Source organism: Pseudomonas cannabina, from assembly GCF_900100365.1.
Lineage (GTDB): Bacteria > Pseudomonadota > Gammaproteobacteria > Pseudomonadales > Pseudomonadaceae > Aquipseudomonas > Aquipseudomonas cannabina.
Genome location: NZ_FNKU01000001.1, coordinates 1,464,325 through 1,483,589 on the forward strand (window position 1 = coordinate 1,464,325; position 19,265 = coordinate 1,483,589).

Annotated in this window: 15 protein-coding genes and 1 pseudogene; 7 read left to right on the forward strand and 9 right to left on the reverse strand. The window is 58.8% G+C overall.

Annotation, left to right across the window (positions count from 1 at the left end; genetic code table 11):
- Positions 1–120 precede the first annotated feature (120 nt).
- Positions 121–1,224, forward strand: a complete 1,104-nt coding sequence (locus tag BLT55_RS06945) for an IS5-like element ISPsy19 family transposase (RefSeq protein WP_004663854.1) — start codon at positions 121–123, stop codon at positions 1,222–1,224.
- A 792-nt stretch (positions 1,225–2,016) separates the two neighbouring features.
- Entirely contained in the window at positions 2,017–2,367 is a 351-nt protein-coding gene (locus BLT55_RS34495; protein WP_341845500.1) for a hypothetical protein, read from the forward strand.
- A 28-nt stretch (positions 2,368–2,395) separates the two neighbouring features.
- On the opposite strand, the gene BLT55_RS06960 is transcribed toward BLT55_RS34495, so the two are convergent.
- Together BLT55_RS06960 and BLT55_RS06965 are read right to left on the reverse strand one after the other, a co-directional pair.
- Positions 2,396–3,277 (reverse strand): glycoside hydrolase family protein, encoded by an 882-nt coding sequence (locus tag BLT55_RS06960; RefSeq protein WP_054999119.1) that lies wholly within the window; start codon positions 3,275–3,277, stop codon positions 2,396–2,398.
- Positions 3,278–3,434: 157 nt separating this feature from the next.
- Positions 3,435–3,914, reverse strand: a complete 480-nt coding sequence (locus BLT55_RS06965; protein ID WP_054999120.1) for an LEA/WHy family protein — start codon at positions 3,912–3,914, stop codon at positions 3,435–3,437.
- A 175-nt stretch (positions 3,915–4,089) separates the two neighbouring features.
- Between BLT55_RS06965 and BLT55_RS06970 the strand changes: the two genes are divergently transcribed.
- Both BLT55_RS06970 and BLT55_RS06975 read left to right on the forward strand, forming a co-directional pair.
- Positions 4,090–5,298, forward strand: a complete 1,209-nt coding sequence (locus BLT55_RS06970; protein WP_054999121.1) for an acetyl-CoA C-acyltransferase — start codon at positions 4,090–4,092, stop codon at positions 5,296–5,298.
- 94 nt (positions 5,299–5,392) lie between these two features.
- The gene (locus BLT55_RS06975; protein WP_054999122.1) at positions 5,393–6,166 is read left to right on the forward strand and encodes an enoyl-CoA hydratase; all 774 of its coding nucleotides are present in this window, start codon (positions 5,393–5,395) and stop codon (positions 6,164–6,166) included.
- Here the strand turns inward: BLT55_RS06975 and BLT55_RS06980 are convergent.
- A complete protein-coding gene (locus BLT55_RS06980; RefSeq protein ID WP_082438106.1) occupies positions 6,153–7,781 on the reverse strand; it encodes a type VI secretion system Vgr family protein in 1,629 nt (542 codons plus the stop codon). The two genes, BLT55_RS06975 and BLT55_RS06980, sit on opposite strands and share 14 nt — an antisense overlap.
- A 323-nt stretch (positions 7,782–8,104) precedes the next feature.
- Here BLT55_RS06980 and BLT55_RS06985 point away from each other — a divergent pair, with 323 nt between their 5' ends.
- Positions 8,105–8,809: a YebC/PmpR family DNA-binding transcriptional regulator gene (locus BLT55_RS06985; protein ID WP_054999123.1), complete on the forward strand. Its 705-nt coding sequence runs from the start codon at positions 8,105–8,107 to the stop codon at positions 8,807–8,809.
- Positions 8,810–8,828: 19 nt separating this feature from the next.
- Here the strand turns inward: BLT55_RS06985 and BLT55_RS06990 are convergent, their stop codons facing one another.
- A complete protein-coding gene (locus BLT55_RS06990; protein ID WP_054999124.1) occupies positions 8,829–10,133 on the reverse strand; it encodes a leucine-rich repeat-containing protein kinase family protein in 1,305 nt (434 codons plus the stop codon).
- 75 nt (positions 10,134–10,208) lie between these two features.
- A complete protein-coding gene (locus BLT55_RS06995; protein WP_007249321.1) occupies positions 10,209–10,754 on the reverse strand; it encodes a TetR/AcrR family transcriptional regulator in 546 nt (181 codons plus the stop codon).
- A gap of 109 nt (positions 10,755–10,863) precedes the next feature.
- Here BLT55_RS06995 and BLT55_RS07000 point away from each other — a divergent pair.
- Positions 10,864–12,075 (forward strand): annotated as a pseudogene (locus BLT55_RS07000) (MFS transporter).
- Between the two features lie 44 nt (positions 12,076–12,119).
- On the opposite strand, the gene BLT55_RS07005 reads toward BLT55_RS07000, so the two are convergent.
- From BLT55_RS07005 to BLT55_RS07020, 4 genes are all read right to left on the reverse strand, one after another.
- On the reverse strand, positions 12,120–12,389 hold the full coding sequence (locus BLT55_RS07005; protein ID WP_054999125.1) for a hypothetical protein: 270 nt from the start codon (positions 12,387–12,389) through the stop codon (positions 12,120–12,122).
- Positions 12,390–12,543: 154 nt separating this feature from the next.
- The gene (locus BLT55_RS07010) at positions 12,544–13,677 is read right to left on the reverse strand and encodes a M14 family metallopeptidase (RefSeq protein ID WP_054999126.1); all 1,134 of its coding nucleotides are present in this window, start codon (positions 13,675–13,677) and stop codon (positions 12,544–12,546) included.
- Positions 13,678–13,773: 96 nt separating this feature from the next.
- On the reverse strand, positions 13,774–14,307 hold the full coding sequence (locus BLT55_RS07015) for a DUF4880 domain-containing protein (protein WP_042912736.1): 534 nt from the start codon (positions 14,305–14,307) through the stop codon (positions 13,774–13,776).
- Positions 14,308–14,784: 477 nt separating this feature from the next.
- Positions 14,785–15,252, reverse strand: a complete 468-nt coding sequence (locus BLT55_RS07020) for an Lrp/AsnC family transcriptional regulator (protein ID WP_007249327.1) — start codon at positions 15,250–15,252, stop codon at positions 14,785–14,787.
- A gap of 186 nt (positions 15,253–15,438) precedes the next feature.
- Here BLT55_RS07020 and BLT55_RS07025 point away from each other — a divergent pair, with 186 nt between their 5' ends.
- Complete coding sequence (locus BLT55_RS07025) at positions 15,439–18,921, forward strand: indolepyruvate ferredoxin oxidoreductase family protein (protein WP_074800217.1); 3,483 nt, start codon at positions 15,439–15,441, stop codon at positions 18,919–18,921.
- Positions 18,922–19,265: the final 344 nt, after the last annotated feature.

The window sequence follows — 19,265 nt, forward strand, 5'->3', positions numbered from 1 at the left end:
CTGGAGGCCTTGATTTATCTGGGGGCAACAGCTGGGTTTTAGAATAAATCAGCGTCTCCCTAGAGGGTGTAGACAAAATAAATTAAACTTTCACTCCCTTGTCTGAATAGCCCTCAAGCCATGCCTAAAACCGGACGTCCTCGCTCGATTGCCGCCGAGCACTATCCCGTGCTGGTGAAACTCGCTCATGCACAGCCCTATTCCAGCCAGGCCGAATTGGCGCTCGTATTCTTCGCCGAAACCGGTATCACTGCGCATCCCGACACCTTTGCAAAAGCGTTGAAAATGGCAGGGATTACGCGTGTAAAGCAGCGGGCCAAGGGAAGTTTTCAGTCACCTGAACCTAATAAAGCCTATGGCTACAATGAAACCCACCGCCGCCAACTGCCGGAGCAGCTATATCCGAGTTGCTTGACAGATACCGAGTGGGCACTGGTCGCCGACCTGTTTGAAAGCCAGGGCGGACGAGGAGTGCCACCGCTTCACTCTCGGCGCACGTTGCTGGAAGCCTGTTGCTATGTCGTACGCACGGGGTGCTCATGGCGAATGCTACCCCGCGATTTTCCTCATTGGGACAATGTCTACAAAACGTTCCGCCGGTGGAGCGCTCAAGGCAAGTTCGAGCAAATGCATGATCGCTTGCGAGCTCAATGGCGTGAGCGGGAAGAACGCGCTGACAGCCCGTCAGCAGCGATCCTGGATTCACAGTCGACCCGCAGTTCTCCTCAAGGCGGTGACAGCGGCTACGACGCAGGCAAAAAAGTGAAGGGGCGTAAACGAAGTCTGATTGTCGATACATTGGGCCTGCTGCTGGCTGTCAGTATCAGTGCTGCAAGCGTGCAGGATCGTGACGCGGCGGATGATGCGGTGGCGTACTCGAAGGAAAAATATCCGTCACTGAGCACGCTTTTTGTTGATAGTGCGTACGCAGGAAAATGGGCACAGCGCACCCATCAACTGCACGCTATCGATGTTCAAGTGATCCGTGGCCCGAATAACAGAAGAACAGGGCAATGGCACTCTGAACAAGGCGATCTATTTTCCGTGGAGCCTGTTCAGACTGGATTTGTGGTCATGCCCAAGCGATGGGTAGTGGAGCGAACTCATGCCTGGAATGAGAGAGCTCGGCGACTGATCATGCATCATGATCGCCTTTTTGCGGTAAGCGAGGCATGGGTTTGGTTGGCCGAGGCTCGAATACTCGCGCGCCGACTCACTACATGATTTTGTCTACACCCTCCTAGGTATCCTCTGAAAAAGCCCATTTTTTTGGAGAGGAACCGGGCTGGAGCGCCTGTATTTACTGGCTTCGACTTTTGAAGAAAAGGCTTTTTCAGACCTTCCCTAGTCATCGATCGCATCTCGATTAATGGTTTACAAGGGGGGAAACAGACGGCTGTCGCAATACCGGATTGCTTGGCTGAACATTAAGGAGACGCTGATTTATTCTAAAACCCAGCTGTTGCCCCCAGATAAATCAAGGCCTCCAGAGCGTTGCAGGGACGAAAAATCGAATAAATCAGCGGCTCCTTAAGTCCAGCGCAGTGTTAAAAAGTTCGCCGGTTTATAAAATATTCGCAACGCTGAATTTAAGAAATGATAGCACTTGGCTATCTAGCGATTTTGCGTGAGTTTTCGATGTTGTCGTCTCTGAAATATTAGGAAATATTCCAGTTTATTGATGTTATTTGCTATTTTTTGCATATTTATTCATTTTAAATTGCTAAAAAATACGTATTTATGGTTTTTAATTGCTTTTTATAAACCTAACTGTCGTTAGGTTTAGTGATCTGGTAAGCTTTGCATCCTGAGTAAGAGCTGTTTTTTTATTGTGTATTGAATGAAACTCACCGTGTGCCCGTTTAAGTAAGGCGGCAGACTTTTTGCGCCAGTAAGTTTTAGCGGGGGCTGTGGGAGGTCCATAATAAAGTGATGCGTTCTATAACGCGTCTGAACGTTTTGCGTCCCCCTGTTAATCAATAAGTATTGAGATTGACGTCGAGGCGTTAATACGCGATCTACTGTTCGTTTTTCAGGATCGGTTATTTTAAAGGCAGATGCGTGAGTCACGAAAATCTACGGATTGATCTTGCGATCTTGAGGGTCGTAAGGCGTCTGTGCTCCAACCGGCCGCGAAAGCTGACATTCGGTCAGATCTACACCGAGCTGATCCGCTGTCACTCCGTGCCGCCCACGATCCCTGCTTGCGTCACGACGGTCGACACCATGGTCAGGGAAGGGCTGCTGACCTCGGCGCAAGTCCTTGAGCCTGACCTTTCATTTCCCTATCCCCAGCACATTATCAGCGGCCTGACCGAGATCGGTGCAGCCTCTCTGGCCGACCAGCACGTCACCTTTACGCGCTGACCCTGCCAGTGATTCCGAGGCGCGGCTGTTACTCGCTGTACGGGAGCGAGAGATAGTACTGGCCCAGTTCGGTCAGTCTGCCCTCATCACTCAACAGGCTGGAGAAATGCGGGTCCTGAGTCATGCGCCCGGTGAACCAGGCGTACCTGAAGACGTCCGCGCGGCCCTCGAGGGTGGCCACCATGTCAGCCATTTGCTGCTTCTGCTTCGCGAGAGAGTCAATCTGCAGGCCGTCATCGAGCCCATGCCAGTTGGCGAACTCCGTGACCCACACTGGTTTGCCGTATCGGGCCAGCCTGTCGAGCATTCCGGCCAGGCCATAGTCGTACCAATGAAATGCCAGATAATCGATCTGCGGATCACGGTTCTGGTTCATGGCGCGGTACGCAGCGTAGAAGGCATCGAGCCAGAGCACCGGGTCGCCGTAACCGGCCATGGTGCCCCAGTTCATGGCCGGGCCGACCAGCTTGACCCCGGTCTGGGCCGCGATCTGTTCCAGTCGCGGCCAGAAGCGGGCTGCCGCCTCGGGCGTCATGTTGGCCTGATCCAGCAGATTGGGCTCATTGATGACCAGCAGGTAGCGAATCGCGGGATGTGCCTGCAGGTAAAGCTTCAACTGGCCGTCATCGACGTTATCATTCCAGACCATCGGGATGAAATCCACGCCGTACATCGAGGCGTAATCGTAGGACGCCAGACGGTCATGCGGCTTCGGGCTCCAGTTGTACCACCAGCTCACGCCTGACGATAACGCGCTCAAATCGTTGGGCGAGCTAATGTCATAGGCAATGCCGCGCTTGGCGCTTTTGTCAGCGGCCCATGCGGGTGCAATCGATAGACCGAGCAGCAGGGCGAGAAGGGCAGGAGTGGCGAGGGTGCGGAGTTGTGCTGACAGCTTGCGCAACATCATGGGCATATCTTCCTTGAACGTGAGAATTCGGGTACACACGTCTCTTTTGCCAAGCAGCAAACATGCCAGGGTTTTTCGCGCGGGTTTGCCTGGTGTCAATCCCGACACTCTGCCCGGCAATGCGGGCCGAATATCTGCGGCAAGCAGCGATCAGGCATCACCACGGATCGCCCTCTGTCTGACGCAGGTCCAGCTTGCCGCTGTCGCTGAAGCGCAGAGTGCCGAACAGGCCGCCAGCCAGCTTGCCACGCAAGGTGTACGGCAGGTTGTCGAGGCGCTGGCTTTGCGTCAAACCCAGTGCCTGACGCAAGGCCGCAAAAGCCGACACGCTGACCGGCACCACCAGCACGGCCTCGGAGAAACGTCCTACCGTGCCATTCTGATTACTGACACCTGAGGCCAGCAGCCTGCCGTTCACGTCCAGATCCAGCGCTACGCCGGTGTAGTTGATCTCGGTATCGTTGGGATTTTGCACACGTAATGTGACGGCCATGCGTAATTCCAGTCCCTGTCCGGGAATAGGCTCGATTCCCACGACGTTGATGTTGAGCGGGTCCCGCTGGGGCATCAGTGCGCACGCGCTCAGGGTCAGAACGAGCAGGCCCGAGAGCAGGGCACGGATCGGGTATTGCGACATTGGCGGGCTCCAGCGTCAAGGTTCGGTTAGCGTCAGACCGCTTCCGCGGTCAGAGATTCGTCCGCTCGGGCGCAAACCGCCGTTACCCGCTAATCTGTCTGGGTTACCCGTTGCGTGGTTGACGCGACCAGTTGATTATTTCAGCGAACCCATAAAAACAAGACTGGAGATAGCCATGTCCATCGCAAGGACGAACCCGCATCACGATCCGGTGGTCATTGTCAGCGCTGCACGCACGCCCATGGGCGGGTTTCAGGGTGATTTGCAAAGCCTCAGCGCTGTACGGCTGGGCTCGGCGGCGATTCGCGCCACGGTCGAGCGCGCCGGTCTGAATCCTGCCGATGTCGAGGAAGTGCTGTTGGGTTGCGTGCTGCCAGCCGGGCTCGGCCAGGCCCCGGCCAGACAGGCCGCGCTGGGTGCAGGATTAAGCACTGCGACGGTGTGCAGCACGGTCAACAAGATGTGTGGGTCCGGCATGCAGACCACCATCATGGCGCATGACCTGTTGCTGGCGGGCAGCGCGGAGATTGTTGTGGCCGGTGGCATGGAAAGCATGTCCAACGCGCCGTACCTGCTGGATCGCGCCCGAGGCGGTTATCGCATGGGCCACGGCAAACTGCTCGATCACATGTTTCTCGACGGTCTGGAGGACGCTTACGAACCGGGTCGGCTAATGGGTACTTACGCCGAGGATTGCGCGCAGCTCCACGGCTTCACGCGAGAGGCGCAGGATGCTTTTGCCGTAACCTCATTGACGCGCGCTCAGCAGGCCATCACCAACGGGCTGTTCGACGCCGAGATCGTTCCGGTGCAGGTCACCGCAGGCAAGGAGTCCAGGCTGATCACTCAGGACGAGCAACCCCCCAAGGCGCGGCTGGACAAGATTCCGACGCTCAAACCGGCGTTTCGCGAGGGCGGAACGGTCACCGCGGCCAACGCCAGTTCGATCTCGGACGGTGCCGCAGCGCTGTTGCTGATGCGTCAGTCGCACGCGCAGCAGCGGGGTCTGCAACCGCTGGCAGTGATCCATGCGCATGCCGCTTTCGCCGATGCGCCGGGCCTGTTTCCCACCGCGCCAATCGGCGCAATTCAGCGTCTGCTGAGCAAGACCGGCTGGAGCCTGAGCGACGTCGACCTGTTCGAAATCAACGAAGCCTTTGCGGTCGTTGCACTGGTGGCAATGAGCACACTGGGCATTCCTCACGAGAAGGTCAACCTCAACGGCGGGGCCTGCGCGCTGGGCCATCCGATTGGCGCATCGGGCGCGCGCATCATCGTGACCCTGCTCGCGGCGCTGCGTAACAGGCAGCTAAAACGCGGTATAGCCGCCATCTGTATTGGCGGTGGTGAAGCGACCGCGATGGCCGTTGAATTGATCTATTAATCAAATTATTTCAATGAGTTAAAAGCTGTTTGAAAGGCGGATTCTACAGAAACTGCCTCAAGGTCATGCTTTGCTATTAAAGGATTATTTATCAATGGGTTATGAAACGATTCTCATCGAGACAGTAAAGAACGTCGGCGTGATCACGCTCAATCGCCCCAAGGCGCTGAATGCCTTGAACGCTCGCCTGATCGACGAGCTGAACCACGCACTCGATGCGTTCGAAGCCGACAGCGCCATCGGCTGTATCGTCCTCACTGGCTCGGAGAAGGCGTTCGCAGCGGGCGCGGATATCAAGGAAATGGTTGACCTGACCTACCCGCAGATCTACCTCGACGACCTGTTTCGCGAGAGTGATCGGGTGGCGGCCAGGCGCAAGCCGATGGTGGCTGCTGTGGCCGGGTTTGCGCTGGGCGGCGGTTGCGAACTGGCATTGATGTGCGACTTCATCCTGGCTGCCGAAAACGCCCGGTTTGGCCAGCCGGAAATCAACCTGGGCGTGTTGCCGGGAATGGGCGGGACGCAGCGCCTGACCCGCGCAGTCGGCAAGGCCAAGGCCATGGAAATGTGCCTGACCGGGCGCCTGATCGACGCGCATGAAGCTGAGCGCGCCGGTCTGGTGGCCCGTGTTCTGCCGCTGGAACAGTTGTTGCCTGAGGCACTGGCAGTCGCGGCCGTGATTGCCGAAAAGTCCCTGCCTGTCGCGATGCTGGTCAAGGAGAGCGTCAACCGCGCTTTCGAAGTCAGCCTGGCCGAAGGTATCCGGTTCGAACGTCGCGTGTTTCATGCCACGTTTGCCAGTCACGACCAGAAAGAAGGCATGGCGGCCTTTATCGACAAGCGCAAGCCAGACTTCAAGGATTGTTGAGGGGCGCTGCAAACGTCGCCAGGCTTGCTGTACCCATGATCGTGATGCTTTGCGCATCAATGCGCAGTTCAGCCCGCTCGGCATTCAGCGTCACGGCCTCGCCGGTCGCAATATGCAGCCGCTGACCGTTTTCAAGCTGCACGCCTGCGATCGTTTCGATAATTGCGCCATCGAGGGTGATGCAGGTTTTGCTAACGTTTGCGGGCTGCAACAGCGCTGCGCAGATCACCGGACGGTCCACGTCATTATCGAGATAGCGGATTAACACGCGTGCGCCGGGAGCCATTGCATACACGCTGTTGCAAGCAATTTTCGCCAATGGCCAGCGCGGACATGAGTCGCCACAAGGCGAAGTCCGTTGCCAGTCGAAACTCACCGGGCGATGACCGCTGTGTTGCGCATCGGCATCCGACGACGGCATCAAGGTCGCGGGATGAGTCCCCATCATTGCCGGGCGTCGACGTTTGAGCGACGGACGAAACGGCATCGCCCAGGGGACGACGCTGAAGCGATTGCGATAACCATTGCCGGGTATCTGCTCCGTCTCGGGGCGCCCGCATTGTTGATCGGCCAGCACACGCAGGATGGCCAGTGTGTCGTGCGGATTCAGCCCTCTGAGCACTTGCAACTGGCGAGCCCTGTGGGCGACCTCGGTCAGCAGCCACTGGTCGTTGAGGCACCGCTCGGGATGATCGAGCACCTGGAGGACCTGTCCGCTGCGCAGTGCCGCATGGTTGCTTCGTCCCCTGATATCGCGCCGTTCGCAGCGCATACGCTGCAGCGTGCGGGCACCGCGTTGCAGGCGCAGGGCCCTTTGATGATCGCGCCGCCCGGCGGCGCTGCCGACGGGTTCGAAGGGTTGATTGCCTGCCAGCGACCCGGGCTGTGCATCGTTGGGTGCAAACGGGCATGACCCATCCTCGTCAACGCTTTCCACAGTCCGGCGCCGGCCGTTATGCATCGAAAGCGTTTCAGCCATGTGCAGCAGCGTCGGTGGACATGGGCCAGCGGGTTTCAAATGCTTGAAACGGGCGGGTACGGCTTGCACCGGAAAACCCACCGCATCATCGGAAAACACCAGAACATGGCGTTCGGCATCATGTTCGAAGCGAAAGTGAATGCCTTCTTCCTCGCACACGCGTTGCAGCAGGTGCAGATCGTTTTCGTCGTGCTGAATACATAACGCCCGCCGGGGGTAAAGGCCGGTCATGTGCTCGAAGCGTTGGGCATCAGCTTCTATGCCGTGCGCTTCGAGTAACTGAACGACCAATTGGGGAGCGGTGAGGTCTTGATAGACCCGGCGCTGCTGTCGATGGGCGAGCTTTTCCAGGGTGGGCACCAGCACCAGATGGTAGAGGCTCACGTGCTGACCGGCGTAGACCCGGCTGGCCTGGCATATTCGCCCGTGAATGCCCTGGCCGACCTGCCCGAAACCCAGAAATGCACCGCGTTCGAGCAGGTTGTGCAGATCCAGGTCCGGATCGATGCCAATCAGATGGATGTCGAAGCGATACACCTCGTTGAGGGCGTCCAGGCCGCTAAAACTGATGACTCGCAGGTCGCTCTGATAATCGGCGATGGTCAGGGTGACTGGCGTTTGCTGGTCTTCGCACATCCGATGGCTCTCACCTTGAAATTCAGGGGGCGAAGGTTACGAAATGCCGCTCAGGAAAAGCATTGCCGCAGGTTTTTTCGGAAAAGGACTACACGCTACGGCGCACATGGGTGCATTGCACTGCGGCGAATCAGTCACTCTCTGGATGACTTCGGCAGGCAATGTGCCAAGCGGGGGTTTCATCTGTCGCCATCGCGTATAAAATGCGCGGCGCCGGACGGGGATATTGCCCGGCGACCAATTTTTCAGCGCCTTGCCATTGCCGCGTCCTGCCTGTTTGCAGGCGCTGGCGGCGAGGCGCCTATCGGACCAAGAGAGCAGACATGGGCGCACAGTGGAAGGTCAAGCATAAAGAAGCGGCAGCCAATGCCAAGGGACGCACCTTTGGCAAGCTGTCCAAGGAGATCATGATCGTGGCCCGCGCAGGTGCCGACCCGGACATGAACTCGCGCCTGCGACTGGTCGTGGAACAAGCGAAGAAGGCGTCCATGCCCCGCGAGACCCTGGAGCGCGCCATAAAAAAGGGCGCCGGCCTGCTGGGCGAAAGCGTCAACTTCGAGCGCCTCACCTACGAAGGCTTTGCCCCGCATCGCGTGCCGGTGATCGTCGAGTGCCTGACCGATAACATCAACCGCACTGTTTCCGAGATTCGCGTGCTGTTCCGCAAGGGCCAATTGGGTGCCGCGGGCTCGGTGTCCTGGGATTTTCTGTATCAGGGCATGATCGAAGCGGTTCCTGCTTCACCGGACGCCGATCCTGAGCTGGCGGCTATCGAAGCCGGTGCTCAGGATTTTGAGCCAGGTGAAGAGGGCGCAACTCTGTTTCTGACCGAGTCCACTGACATGGACGCGGTGTGCAAGGCGCTCCCTGATTTCGGTTTCACGGTGCAATCCGCACAACTGGGTTATCGCCCGAAAAGCACCGTGGACGGCTTGTCCGAAGAGCAAATGGCCGAGGTCGAAGCGTTTCTCGAAGCCATCGACAACCACGACGACGTGCAGAACGTTTACGTCGGTCTGGCTGGCTGAACCGCTCCGGTGGAGCGCTTTACGCGCGCCACGCTTGCAGCTCCCGCAGAACCTCTTCAAGCGCCGGTCGGCGCTGGCTTTCGGGCTGAATACAGCGCGCTTGAAGGGCCTGCAGACCATCGATGATGGCGCAGTGCTGAGGCTCTGCCGCACATCGTTCCAGCAACTCCCCCAGCAGAATCCCGAAAGCCCGCGTCTCGATGCGTTCAAGTGCAGCGCCTGCTGTCGGTGAAGGGTGGAACGATGCCGCGCCAAAATCCCCCAGCAGGCAATTGCCGTCGTTCTGCCAGAGAATATTGTGCCCGTACAGATCGCCATGGGTGATGCCGCTGGCATGCAAGTGCGCAGTGGCCGAGGCGATACCTGTGGCGAGACGCAGCAGCATCGGTAGCGAAAGACGTGTATCGCCGGGGTAAACGTCGCGACTGCACGACTCAAGGCTGGGTGGGCCGGCCAGATTGCTGAAGTCGGGCGCAATCAGCTCCATGACCAGGCCGTTTTGCTGAGCTGGATGCCCGGTGATCTGCCCCAGCACTTCAATCAGATGCCGATGGCTGCCTGCGCTGATGCAGGCAGCCATTTCATTGAGCGGCGAGCCGTCGCTGGTGACGCTGCCTTTGTACAGTTTGACGGCGACCGCCTGCTCTCCGGTTTCGTTGCGCCAGATCGCCTGCTGGATGATGCCGGACGCACCTTCGCCCAGACGCTGACGCAGGCTCAACTGCGGCCATGGAATCTGGCGAATCGGTGGTGTGGCGAGCGCCGGGCAGAGCGGATTGTCAGCGTAAGCGAGCCACGCCAGTGCGGGCAGGCGCAGCAGCCAGTCAGGCAGCTCGGTGAGGCGGTTGGCGGCAATGCGGATCAGCTCCAGCTTGTGGCACTCGCTCAGGGTCGAGGGCAGGGCGCTCAACCGGTTGCCGGCGAGCATCAGCTTTTGCAGATCGGCACGGCGGCCCAGTTCATCAGGCAGCGACTCAATGCAGTTATCAGTCAGGATCAGCCAGCGCAGACGGGGCGGGAGCGACGCTGCGCTGACCTGCTCGATACGGTTGGCCTTGAACCCGACGATGCGCAGGTTCTGGCAACGGCCGAGGCTTTCCGGCAAATGAGTGAACAGGTTGTCGGAGCCGAACAGCACGCTCAGGCGCTTGAGCCGATGAAGGTCGTCAGGCAGCGCGCGCAACGCGTTGCCACTGAGGTTGAGCACCTCCAGCGTGTCGGCCAGATCGAATATCTCCGGCGGAAACTCGCTCAGTCCACAGGAAAGGTCCAGCCGTTTGATGCCTGCCAGCTTGCCGGCGCGTAAGTCTGAGAGGGTATGCATGAGTCGGTTCGGTTATTGATCGGACAAGGCGCGCATCATACGGGAGTTTCGCCGGCTGGCTGTCGCGGAGCACATTCAGGCCAGGCAGCGGTCCACCCATTGCTGCACGCGGTCGAGTGTCGGCGGGCATTCGGCGTAGAGAATCCGGTAGATCATCGGCGCCACGATGGCGTCAATCATGTCGTCGGCAGGCGGCGCGACTTCGCCACGATCAGCGGCGCGGTCGATGATGGTCTGCAACTGTTCTCGTACCATCGCCGCGCATTTTCCGACACAACCGGCAGTGCTGGCGGCCACATCGCGCATCAGCGCCCGGCCGGGTGCCGAGGACATTTCGTCCAGGTACATTTCGCTCCAGCTCAGCAGGTCCTGGCGCAGGCTGCCGTGATCGATCGGCGCATCGGGACGCAGCCGTTCAAGGGCCGCGTCGGCCAGCAACGTGGTCAGGTCACCCCAGCGCCGGTAGATCGTCGACGGCGTAACGCCAGCCTGGGCGGCAATCATCGGCACACTGAGCTGCGAACGTTCATGTTCGAGCAACAGATCGCGCACGGCGCGGTGAATGGATTCCTGCACCCGGGCACTGCGGCCTCCGGTGCGTACTGCTTCTTTGATAGCCATGCGGCAGACCTTAACACAAAGTATTTGCTTTAAGCGGTGCGCGGCCGCACACTCCACAAAAGCTAATTATTAGCTTTAAATGATAATGTTGTTGCGGGGGAGTGTACCCATGTCCGTTTCTGTGCAGAACCCCGAGCTCGAAGGCCGAGCACAAAGCCACCTCGGTTTTTTCGCCTTCACGACGCTGTGCTTCTTTGCCGCATCCAGTACGCCGACACCGCTCTATCATCTGTACCAGGAGGCCTAGGGCTTCTCCGCCGGCATGCTCACGCTGGTCTTTGCCGTGTACGCGTTCAGCCTGCTGGCCGCATTGCTGACCGGAGGCTAGCTGTCGGATTACCTGGGGCGCCGCCCGGTGATTTTCGGCGCGTTGCTGATGCAGATCGTGTCGATGCAGCTGTTCATATTTGCTCACGATATTGCCTGGCTGATTGCCGCGCGGTTGTTGCAGGGGTTTGCCACCGGTCTGGCGGCCAGTGCGTTGGGCGCGGCATTGCTGGACAGCGATCAGATCAAGGGACCGGTGATCAACAGCATCTCGCCGATGCTCGGCATGGCGGTCGGCGCGCTGGGGACCGCAATGCTGGTGCAATTCGCGCCGTTGCCGTTGATGCTTGCCTACTGTCTTCTGCTGGCCGCGTTTGTGATTCAAGCGGTTTATCTCGCTCGGGTCACCGAAACCGTCAGTCCTCAGCCTGGCGTATGGCAGTCCCTCAAGCCGTCGTTGCACGTTCCGCCGCAGTCACGGCGCATGCTCTGGCTGGTGCTGCCGGTGGACATCGCCGCCTGGGCGCTGGGCGGCTTCTTTCTGTCCTTGAGCCCGTCGCTGCTGGTGGCGGCGACCGGCTCGACTTCGCCGCTCAATGGCGGGCTGGCCGTCGCGGCACTGACCCTAAGCGGTGCGCTGGCCATCCTGACCTTGCGACAGCGTGCCCCGGTGCTCGGCTTGTGGATCGGTGCGAGCTTTCTGTCACTCGGGGTGGCGGTGATTCTATGGGCGGTCAATCTCGGCGTGCTGTGGCTGTTCTTCGTCGGTGCGGTGGTGGCAGGCATCGGTTTCGGATCAAGCTTTCTCGGCGCACTGCGCATGCTCATGCCAACGGCGCATGCCCATGAACGCGGCGGTTTGATGTCGGCTTTTCTGGTGCTCAGTTACTTGGCGTTCTGCATACCGGCGCTGATCGCTGGTTACTGCGCGCACAGTGCCGGCCTGGTAACCACCAGCAACGTCTATGGCGCGGTGGTGATTGTTCTCGCACTGTTGGCGTTGGCGGGGTTGGTCTTACGGCACGCTGGCAGTGATGTGGCCGGGAATCGATAAAGTCGATTTTAATGAGTGGGTTGCGCGCGCAAGGGCATGCTGCGTCAGGAGTCCGCCGGGTCGCGTTTACGCAGTAGCAGCACCAGCAAGCCTGTCAGCTGCATAGCGATAATTGCTATGACAATCTTCTGCGCTGTCGGCCCCAGATTGATGACCCACGTGATCAAGAGGATAAACAGCACTGCGATAATGGGGACTGCAACTACGATGCATATCCATCGAAACAGTTGGGGATGGCGACCCGCCCACGTTGATGGGTTTCTTGAATCCATCAAGGACAAGCCTTCAAGAAGCGCTAGCAATAGATCGACCATGACTTCCTTGCAAGCGGACAGTTCGTCCTGATATCGGCATCACATGATGCATCAGCGATCGATGAGTAGAGTAGCCAGAAGCAGGGAAATATGCCAGATGGCCAGCATTCGGTCGAGCGCGCCGTTCTCGACCGGATGTCGGTATGAGCAGCCTTCAACGCAAATCGTTGACCATTTCCCCCAGCACGTTCAGCACATCCTTGGCCAGTTGCCCGGAGCGCTTGCCTGACCAGCCAGTGACCGGGTCTGGCGCGTTGTTGTGATCCTTGAACGGCATTTCCAGGGTTAGCGACAGGCATTTATAGCGCTCGCCCACGGCGTTGGCGGCCAGATTGAGGTTGGCCTGGCCTTTGGCGCTGCGCGGGTAGCCATAAACATTCTGGAAGTCGGCGGTGACTTCGCCCAGACGGCGACGAAAGCGCTCTTCGAGTTGCTGTTGCTGAGGGGTATAGCCCGGATTGCCTTCGCAGGCGGCGGTGAATACGTAAGGGATTTCTTCATCGCCGTGCGCGTCGAGGAACATGTCCACGCCGTACGTTTCCATCTGCTGCTTGACGAAGAATACTTCCGGTGTCATTTCGGGCGTGCTGTCCTGCCAGGCGCGGTTGAGGTCCTTGCCGTTGGCATTGGTGCGCAAGTGGCCGTGGAACGCGCCGTCCGGGTTCATGTTCGGCACCAGATACAGATCGGCACTGGCCAGCAACGTCTGCAACCCGGCGTCATCCTGCTGGAGGCGTTCGATCACGCCTTCCACGAACCATTCGGCCATGTGCTCGCCGGGATGTTGCTGAGCGATGATCCAGATCTTGCGTTTTCCCTCGGCGCCGTCGCCTTTGCGCAGCAACTGAATATCCCGGCCTTCGACGCTTTTGCCGGTGGCCAGCAACTGCATCCCGGCTTTTTCCTGTGCCTGCCCGATCAGCCAGTCATGGCGCGCACGACTGTACGGCTCGAAGTAGGTAAACCAGATTTGAGGCTGTTCAGGGGACAGGCTGAAATTCAGCGCCTTGCCGTCAAAGCTGGACGGCACACGAAACCAGTTCTGATGATCGTAGGATGCGGCTGCATGGTAGCCAGTCCAGGCGTTGTTGAAGGTGGATTCGCTGGCGTTGGTCAGGCGGAACGCATGGGAGGCGCCGACGTTCAGGCCCTCGACCTTGAAATGGAACCACTGAAAGTGCGCGCTTCGCGTATCCGGCCGAATGGCCAGGCGGATCCGGTCAGGGTCGCTGGCGTCCAGAACCTGGATGTTGCCGCTGTCGAAATCTGCGCTGATGGTGAGGGTCACGGTGGCTTCCTGTGTACGTAGACGTTTTCAGGCTACTGTACACCGATCGGCCTCACGTCCCGCGACGTAAAGTTCTTTGCAACGGTCATCCGGGTTTTATGAAATCGCTTCGGCGGTGACCATCAGGCTGCACGCAAACGCGCTCAACAGGCACCACGCCAGGTAGACGCGACGCTTGCGTCGATGCCAGCCGGACGCGCCGATCAGCAGGGCGGGTGCCTGCAACTGGCGCCACACGCGCTCGCTGTTCTGAAACGCCGAAAGGTGTGCGGCGTCAGCATCCAGCCAGTGACGAAACTCGATCCGTTCGCTGGCTGTCGCCGCAGGGCTTTGCAGATGCACGTACCAGCGACTGGCCTGATCCTGAATGTCGCTGCTTTTGCCGCCCGCGTAAACGTGCGCCTTGCCCAATGCCCGGCGCATGGCGCGTTCCACTCTTGCTACTTCGACATCCATGAACAGGGCGATATCGGCGTAGGGCAGATCGTCGACCCGGCTGAGCAGGAATATCTGCAGCGTGCGACGCGAGAGCTTGCGCAGCCTGTGGCTGAGTTCGACCGCCTCCGGCGATGCGTGCGGGCGGGGCAGGCGGGTCGGCAGATGCAAGGAAGATGAGAGCTGATTACTCATGGTGTACCGCTCGCTGATCTTTCATGAAGGTCGTCCCTGAGCCGTGGCTCATCTACACACTAGACTAGAAAATTCGAGAATCATTCTCAAGTGTAAAGTGACTGCATTTACTTTTTATGTGGTGCTTCTGGCTGCAAAACATGACCCTGATCAAGCGACGGCTTGCTATGATTCGCGCCATTGCTACACACCCTGCAGCACCCGGACTTCATTAGCCTGAAGCAGCGAAACCAAAAGAAAGAACCAAAAAAAGACCCGGCTAAAAAGCCGGGTCAAAAACCGTGATTAGCCTGATGAGGAGATAATCAGAAAGCCGACCTAAGACTTCCTGGTTACCCGACGGTTCTTGCGAACCGCTGACGCAATAATAATCATTATCATTTGAAAATCAAATGTTTTTATTGCCCTCATCGAAATAAATAATCCGCCAGCGTTCGCTGGCGGACCATCACCCTCGCAATGCTCTTCGATAATCCCCTATTCCAGCGGCAGTTCCGTGGTGCGCTTGACCGTGCTCATGGCGATATTGGAGTGGGCTTCATGCACGTGGGGCAGTTGCAACAGGTGGTCACGCAGAAAGCGTTCGTAGCTGGCGATATCCTGCGCCACTACCTTGAGCATGAAATCCATTCCGCCCGCCATGGTGTAACACTCCAGGACCTCGGGATGGCCGATGATTGCCTCTTCGAATTCGGCGAGATAGCGCCGTCCGTGCCCTGACAGCTTGACCTCGACAAACACCGTCATGCTCAGACCGAGCTTCTGCGTACTCAGCAGGGCCACGGTGCGCTCGATCACGCCGTCTTCCTGAAGCCGGTGAATGCGCCTCCAGCACGGCGATTGCGACAGCTCGACCCGCTCGGCGATTTCCGCTGCGGAGAGGTTGGCATCGTGTTGCAGCAGGCGAAGAATCTTGCGATCGATGGGGCTCAATTTAGGCTGCATGAATTGACCTTGTTTTTTGTTATGGCCGAAAAAAGCATGCTCAATATCAGCAGATTCGCACGCATTTAGAAAGAAAAAGCCGCTTTGCTACAGGCAGTCTAGTGCCAAGGCTGCCGGGCTGGACCGTCCCGGTAAGAAAGCCTGATGCCTATAACAACAAACAAGAACAAGAAGAGAGGTGCGCGCATGTCCCTGGCTGATATTCGTCTGGATGATAAATACCGGCTTGCCACCGGCAACCTGTACCTGACCGGTACACAAGCCCTGACCCGTCTGCCGATGCTGCAAAAGCAGCGCGATGAGGCGCAGGGCCTGAACACCGCCGGGTTTATCTCCGGCTACCGTGGATCGCCGCTGGGTAATCTGGACAAAAGCCTGTGGGACGCCAAGGACTATCTGCAGCAGAACGCCATCCATTTTCAGCCCGGCATCAACGAAGAACTTGCCGCCACGGCGGTGTGGGGCAGTCAGCAGGTCAATCTGTTCCCGCACGGCAAATACGATGGCGTGTTTGCACTCTGGTACGGCAAAGGGCCGGGCGTGGATCGCTGCGGAGACGTCTTCAAGCATGGCAATTCGGCGGGCGTCGCGGCCAATGGCGGCGTGCTGATCCTGGCGGGCGATGACCATGGCTGTAAATCCTCGACCATCGCCCACCAGAGCGAACACGCCTTCATCGCCTCGATGATCCCGGTGCTCAACCCCAGCAACGTCCAGGAAATTCTCGATTACGGCATCATCGGCTGGGAACTGTCACGCTACAGCGGATGCTGGGTGGCGATGAAAACCATCGCCGAAAACGTTGATTTTTCCGCCGTGGTGGAGGTCGATCCGTTACGCGTCAAGACGCGTATTCCTGAAGACTTCGTGCTGCCCGAAGGCGGTCTGCACATTCGCTGGCCGGATCCGCCGCTGGCTCAGGAAGCGCGCCTCAACACCTACAAAATCTATGCGGCCAGGGCGTTCGCCAGGGCCAACCAGCTCAATAAGGTGGTGATCGATTCTGCGCAGCCGCGGCTCGGCATTGCCACCACAGGCAAATCCTATCTTGATGTGCGTCAGGCACTTGAAGAGCTGGGGATCGATCAGGCGCTGTGTGACCAGGTCGGCATCCGCGTGCTCAAGGTCGGCATGAGCTGGCCCCTTGAACCGGTGTCGGTGCATGACTTTGCCGAGGGGCTGGAAGAGATTCTGGTGGTCGAAGAAAAACGCAGCGTCATCGAGGATCAGTTGACCGGCCAGCTTTACAACTGGCCGGTGGATCGCCGCCCGGTGGTGGTGGGTGAGTTCGATGAGCAGGGCCGTTCATTGCTGCCCAATCTCAGTGAGCTGACTCCGGCGATGATTGCCCGAGTGATTGCCAAACGTCTGGCGCCTTTCTACAGCAGCGCGCAGATCGACGCTCGGCTGCAATTTCTCAGCGAGAAGGAAAGAGCGCTTCAGGCCCCGCTGTTCAACACCCAGCGCACCCCGCATTTCTGTTCCGGCTGCCCGCACAATACGTCGACCCGTGTACCGGAAGGCAGCCGCGCCCTGGCCGGAATCGGCTGCCACTACATGACCATCTGGATGGATCGCGAAACCGATACCTTCACCCAGATGGGCGGCGAGGGCGTGACCTGGATCGGCCAGGCACCGTTCACCGAAACGCCTCACGTCTTCCAGAACCTGGGCGATGGCACCTATTTCCATTCCGGGCACCTGGCGCTGCGTGCGGCGGTGGCCTCGAAGGTCAATATCACCTACAAGATTCTCTATAACGATGCGGTGGCCATGACCGGTGGCCAGCCGATTGACGGCGTTCTACGCGTCGATCAGTTGAGTCGCCAGGTGTTCAACGAAGGCGTGCAACGCATTGCGCTGGTCTCCGACGAACCCGAAAAATACCCGGACCGTGCGAGTTTTGCGCCGATTACCAGCTTTCATCACCGTCGCGATCTGGACAGCGTGCAGCGCGAGTTGCGTGAGTTCAAAGGGGTTTCGGTCATTATCTACGACCAGACCTGCGCGACCGAAAAGCGCCGCCGTCGCAAACGCGGCACGATGCCTGATCTCGAAAAACGCGCGTTGATCAACCCGGCCGTGTGCGAAGGCTGCGGCGATTGCAGGGTTAAATCCGGTTGCCTGTCTGTACTGCCCAAGGAGACCGCGCAGGGTCGCAAGCGGGAAATCGATCAGAACGCGTGCAACAAGGATTTCAGCTGCGTCGAAGGTTTCTGCCCGAGTTTTGTCACCGTGCATGGCGGCACATTGCGCAAGCCAGCGCTGCCCAAACAGGCCGAGGCGTTCGCTCGCCTGCCAGAGCCCGTGCTGCCGTCGCTGGAGCGGCCGTTCAATATTCTGCTGCCCGGCGTCGGCGGGACGGGCGTGACCACTGTCGGTGCAATGCTCGGTTATGCCGCCAATCTGGAAGGCAAGGGGTGCAGCGTGCTTGATCAGGCCGGGCTGGCGCAGAAATTCGGGCCGGTGGTGAGCCATATTCGTATCGCTGCGCGCCAGCAGGATTTATTTGCCGTGCGCATTGCGGCTGGTGAAGCGCACCTGCTGCTGGGCTGCGATCTGTTGGTGGCAGCCGGCCCCGACGCGATTGCCAAGCTCGACAGCAGGTTTTCCCACGCCGTGGTCAACAGTCAGCAGACCCCGACGGCTGAGTTCACCCGTAATCCTGATGCCGTGTTCCCGGCCGAAGCGATGAAGCAGACCATCATCGACGCCGTGGGGGCAGAGAAGACCCATTTTGTCGAAGCCACCTCACTGGCGACCCGTTTGATGGGCGACAGTATTGCCAGCAACCTGTTCATGCTCGGTTACGCCTTCCAGTCGGGGCTGATCCCGCTGACCTCGGCCGCCATCGAAAAAGCCATCGAGCTTAACGGCGTGGCCGTCACGCTCAATCAGCAGGCGTTTCTCTGGGGGCGCCGCACTGCACATGATCCCGCTGCGGTCGAAGCGTTCGTCAATCCGCAGCAGCAGGTCAGCGAGCCGCAACCCTTGAGTCTGGAGCAGCGCATTCACGATAACGTCAGCACCTTGCAGCAGTATCAGAACAGCGCGTATGCCGAGCGTTATCTGCGGCTGGTGCAACGCGTGCGCGACGCGGAGTCGCGAGTATTTCCCGGTCAGCGACTGACGCTGACCGAAGCGGTCGCGTTCAACTACTTCAAGCTGCTGGCTTACAAGGATGAGTACGAAGTCGCGCGGCTCTACAGCAACGGTGATTTCACTCGGCAACTGGAGGCGCAATTCGAAGGCGACTACCGACTGGAGTTTCACCTGGCTCCGTCCTGGCTGGCCAAGCGCGACCCACATAACGGCCAGCCGCGCAAACGCAGCTTCGGGCCGTGGATGCTGCGTGCGTTCGATGTTCTGGCAAAATTCAAATTCCTGCGTGGCACGGCGCTTGATCCGTTTGGCCGCAGCCTGGAGCGCAGGCAGGAGAGGGAATTGATCGACCGCTACGTCAGCGATATCGAACTAATCCTGCAACATCTTCAGGCACAAAACCTCCACACAGCCCTGAGCCTGGCGCGTCTGCCTGAAAAGATCCGTGGTTACGGCCACATCAAGGAAAACGCCATGAAAGCCGCTGCCTTGCAGGCTGACATCCTGCGCAAAAGCCTGGAGACCGGCGAAGTGATAGCGCCGAAGCTGTATGAGGTGGCTGCTTGATGCGGTGAGTGAGTTGAATGTTCACTGTCGTGCTAACGCGTCGGTATTCATGTCGTGACGCTCCGCCTCACATAGCGGTTCTGCGATGTCAGTCGGATATGTTCACGACTCAAGGCACCTTTTCGCCCCTTGGCGAGTGACTTTGAAGGATCAAAGTAACCAATGGTGCTGAGCACCTGTGGGAGCGGACTTGTCCGCGAAGAGGCCGGTACAGTCCCGAAAAACAGCGCATTGCCTCTCGTTCCCACGCTCTGCCATAAAGCAGTTCTGCGACGTCAGTGATGGTTGTTTACGACTCAAGGCACCTTTTCGCCCCTCGGCGAGTGACTTTGAAGGATCAAAGT

Coding starts and splice junctions, on each gene's coding strand:
- BLT55_RS06980 (WP_082438106.1), bottom strand. CDS start 7,781: ATGTGCGAAGACCAGCAAACGCCAGTCACCCTGACCATCGCCGATTAT.
- BLT55_RS07025 (WP_074800217.1), top strand. CDS start 15,439: ATGTCCCTGGCTGATATTCGTCTGGATGATAAATACCGGCTTGCCACC.
- BLT55_RS06960 (WP_054999119.1), bottom strand. CDS start 3,277: ATGATGTTGCGCAAGCTGTCAGCACAACTCCGCACCCTCGCCACTCCT.
- BLT55_RS06970 (WP_054999121.1), top strand. CDS start 4,090: ATGTCCATCGCAAGGACGAACCCGCATCACGATCCGGTGGTCATTGTC.
- BLT55_RS06945 (WP_004663854.1), top strand. CDS start 121: ATGCCTAAAACCGGACGTCCTCGCTCGATTGCCGCCGAGCACTATCCC.
- BLT55_RS07015 (WP_042912736.1), bottom strand. CDS start 14,307: ATGAGTAATCAGCTCTCATCTTCCTTGCATCTGCCGACCCGCCTGCCC.
- BLT55_RS07020 (WP_007249327.1), bottom strand. CDS start 15,252: ATGCAGCCTAAATTGAGCCCCATCGATCGCAAGATTCTTCGCCTGCTG.
- BLT55_RS06985 (WP_054999123.1), top strand. CDS start 8,105: ATGGGCGCACAGTGGAAGGTCAAGCATAAAGAAGCGGCAGCCAATGCC.
- BLT55_RS06995 (WP_007249321.1), bottom strand. CDS start 10,754: ATGGCTATCAAAGAAGCAGTACGCACCGGAGGCCGCAGTGCCCGGGTG.
- BLT55_RS06990 (WP_054999124.1), bottom strand. CDS start 10,133: ATGCATACCCTCTCAGACTTACGCGCCGGCAAGCTGGCAGGCATCAAA.
- BLT55_RS06965 (WP_054999120.1), bottom strand. CDS start 3,914: ATGTCGCAATACCCGATCCGTGCCCTGCTCTCGGGCCTGCTCGTTCTG.
- BLT55_RS07005 (WP_054999125.1), bottom strand. CDS start 12,389: ATGGTCGATCTATTGCTAGCGCTTCTTGAAGGCTTGTCCTTGATGGAT.
- BLT55_RS06975 (WP_054999122.1), top strand. CDS start 5,393: ATGGGTTATGAAACGATTCTCATCGAGACAGTAAAGAACGTCGGCGTG.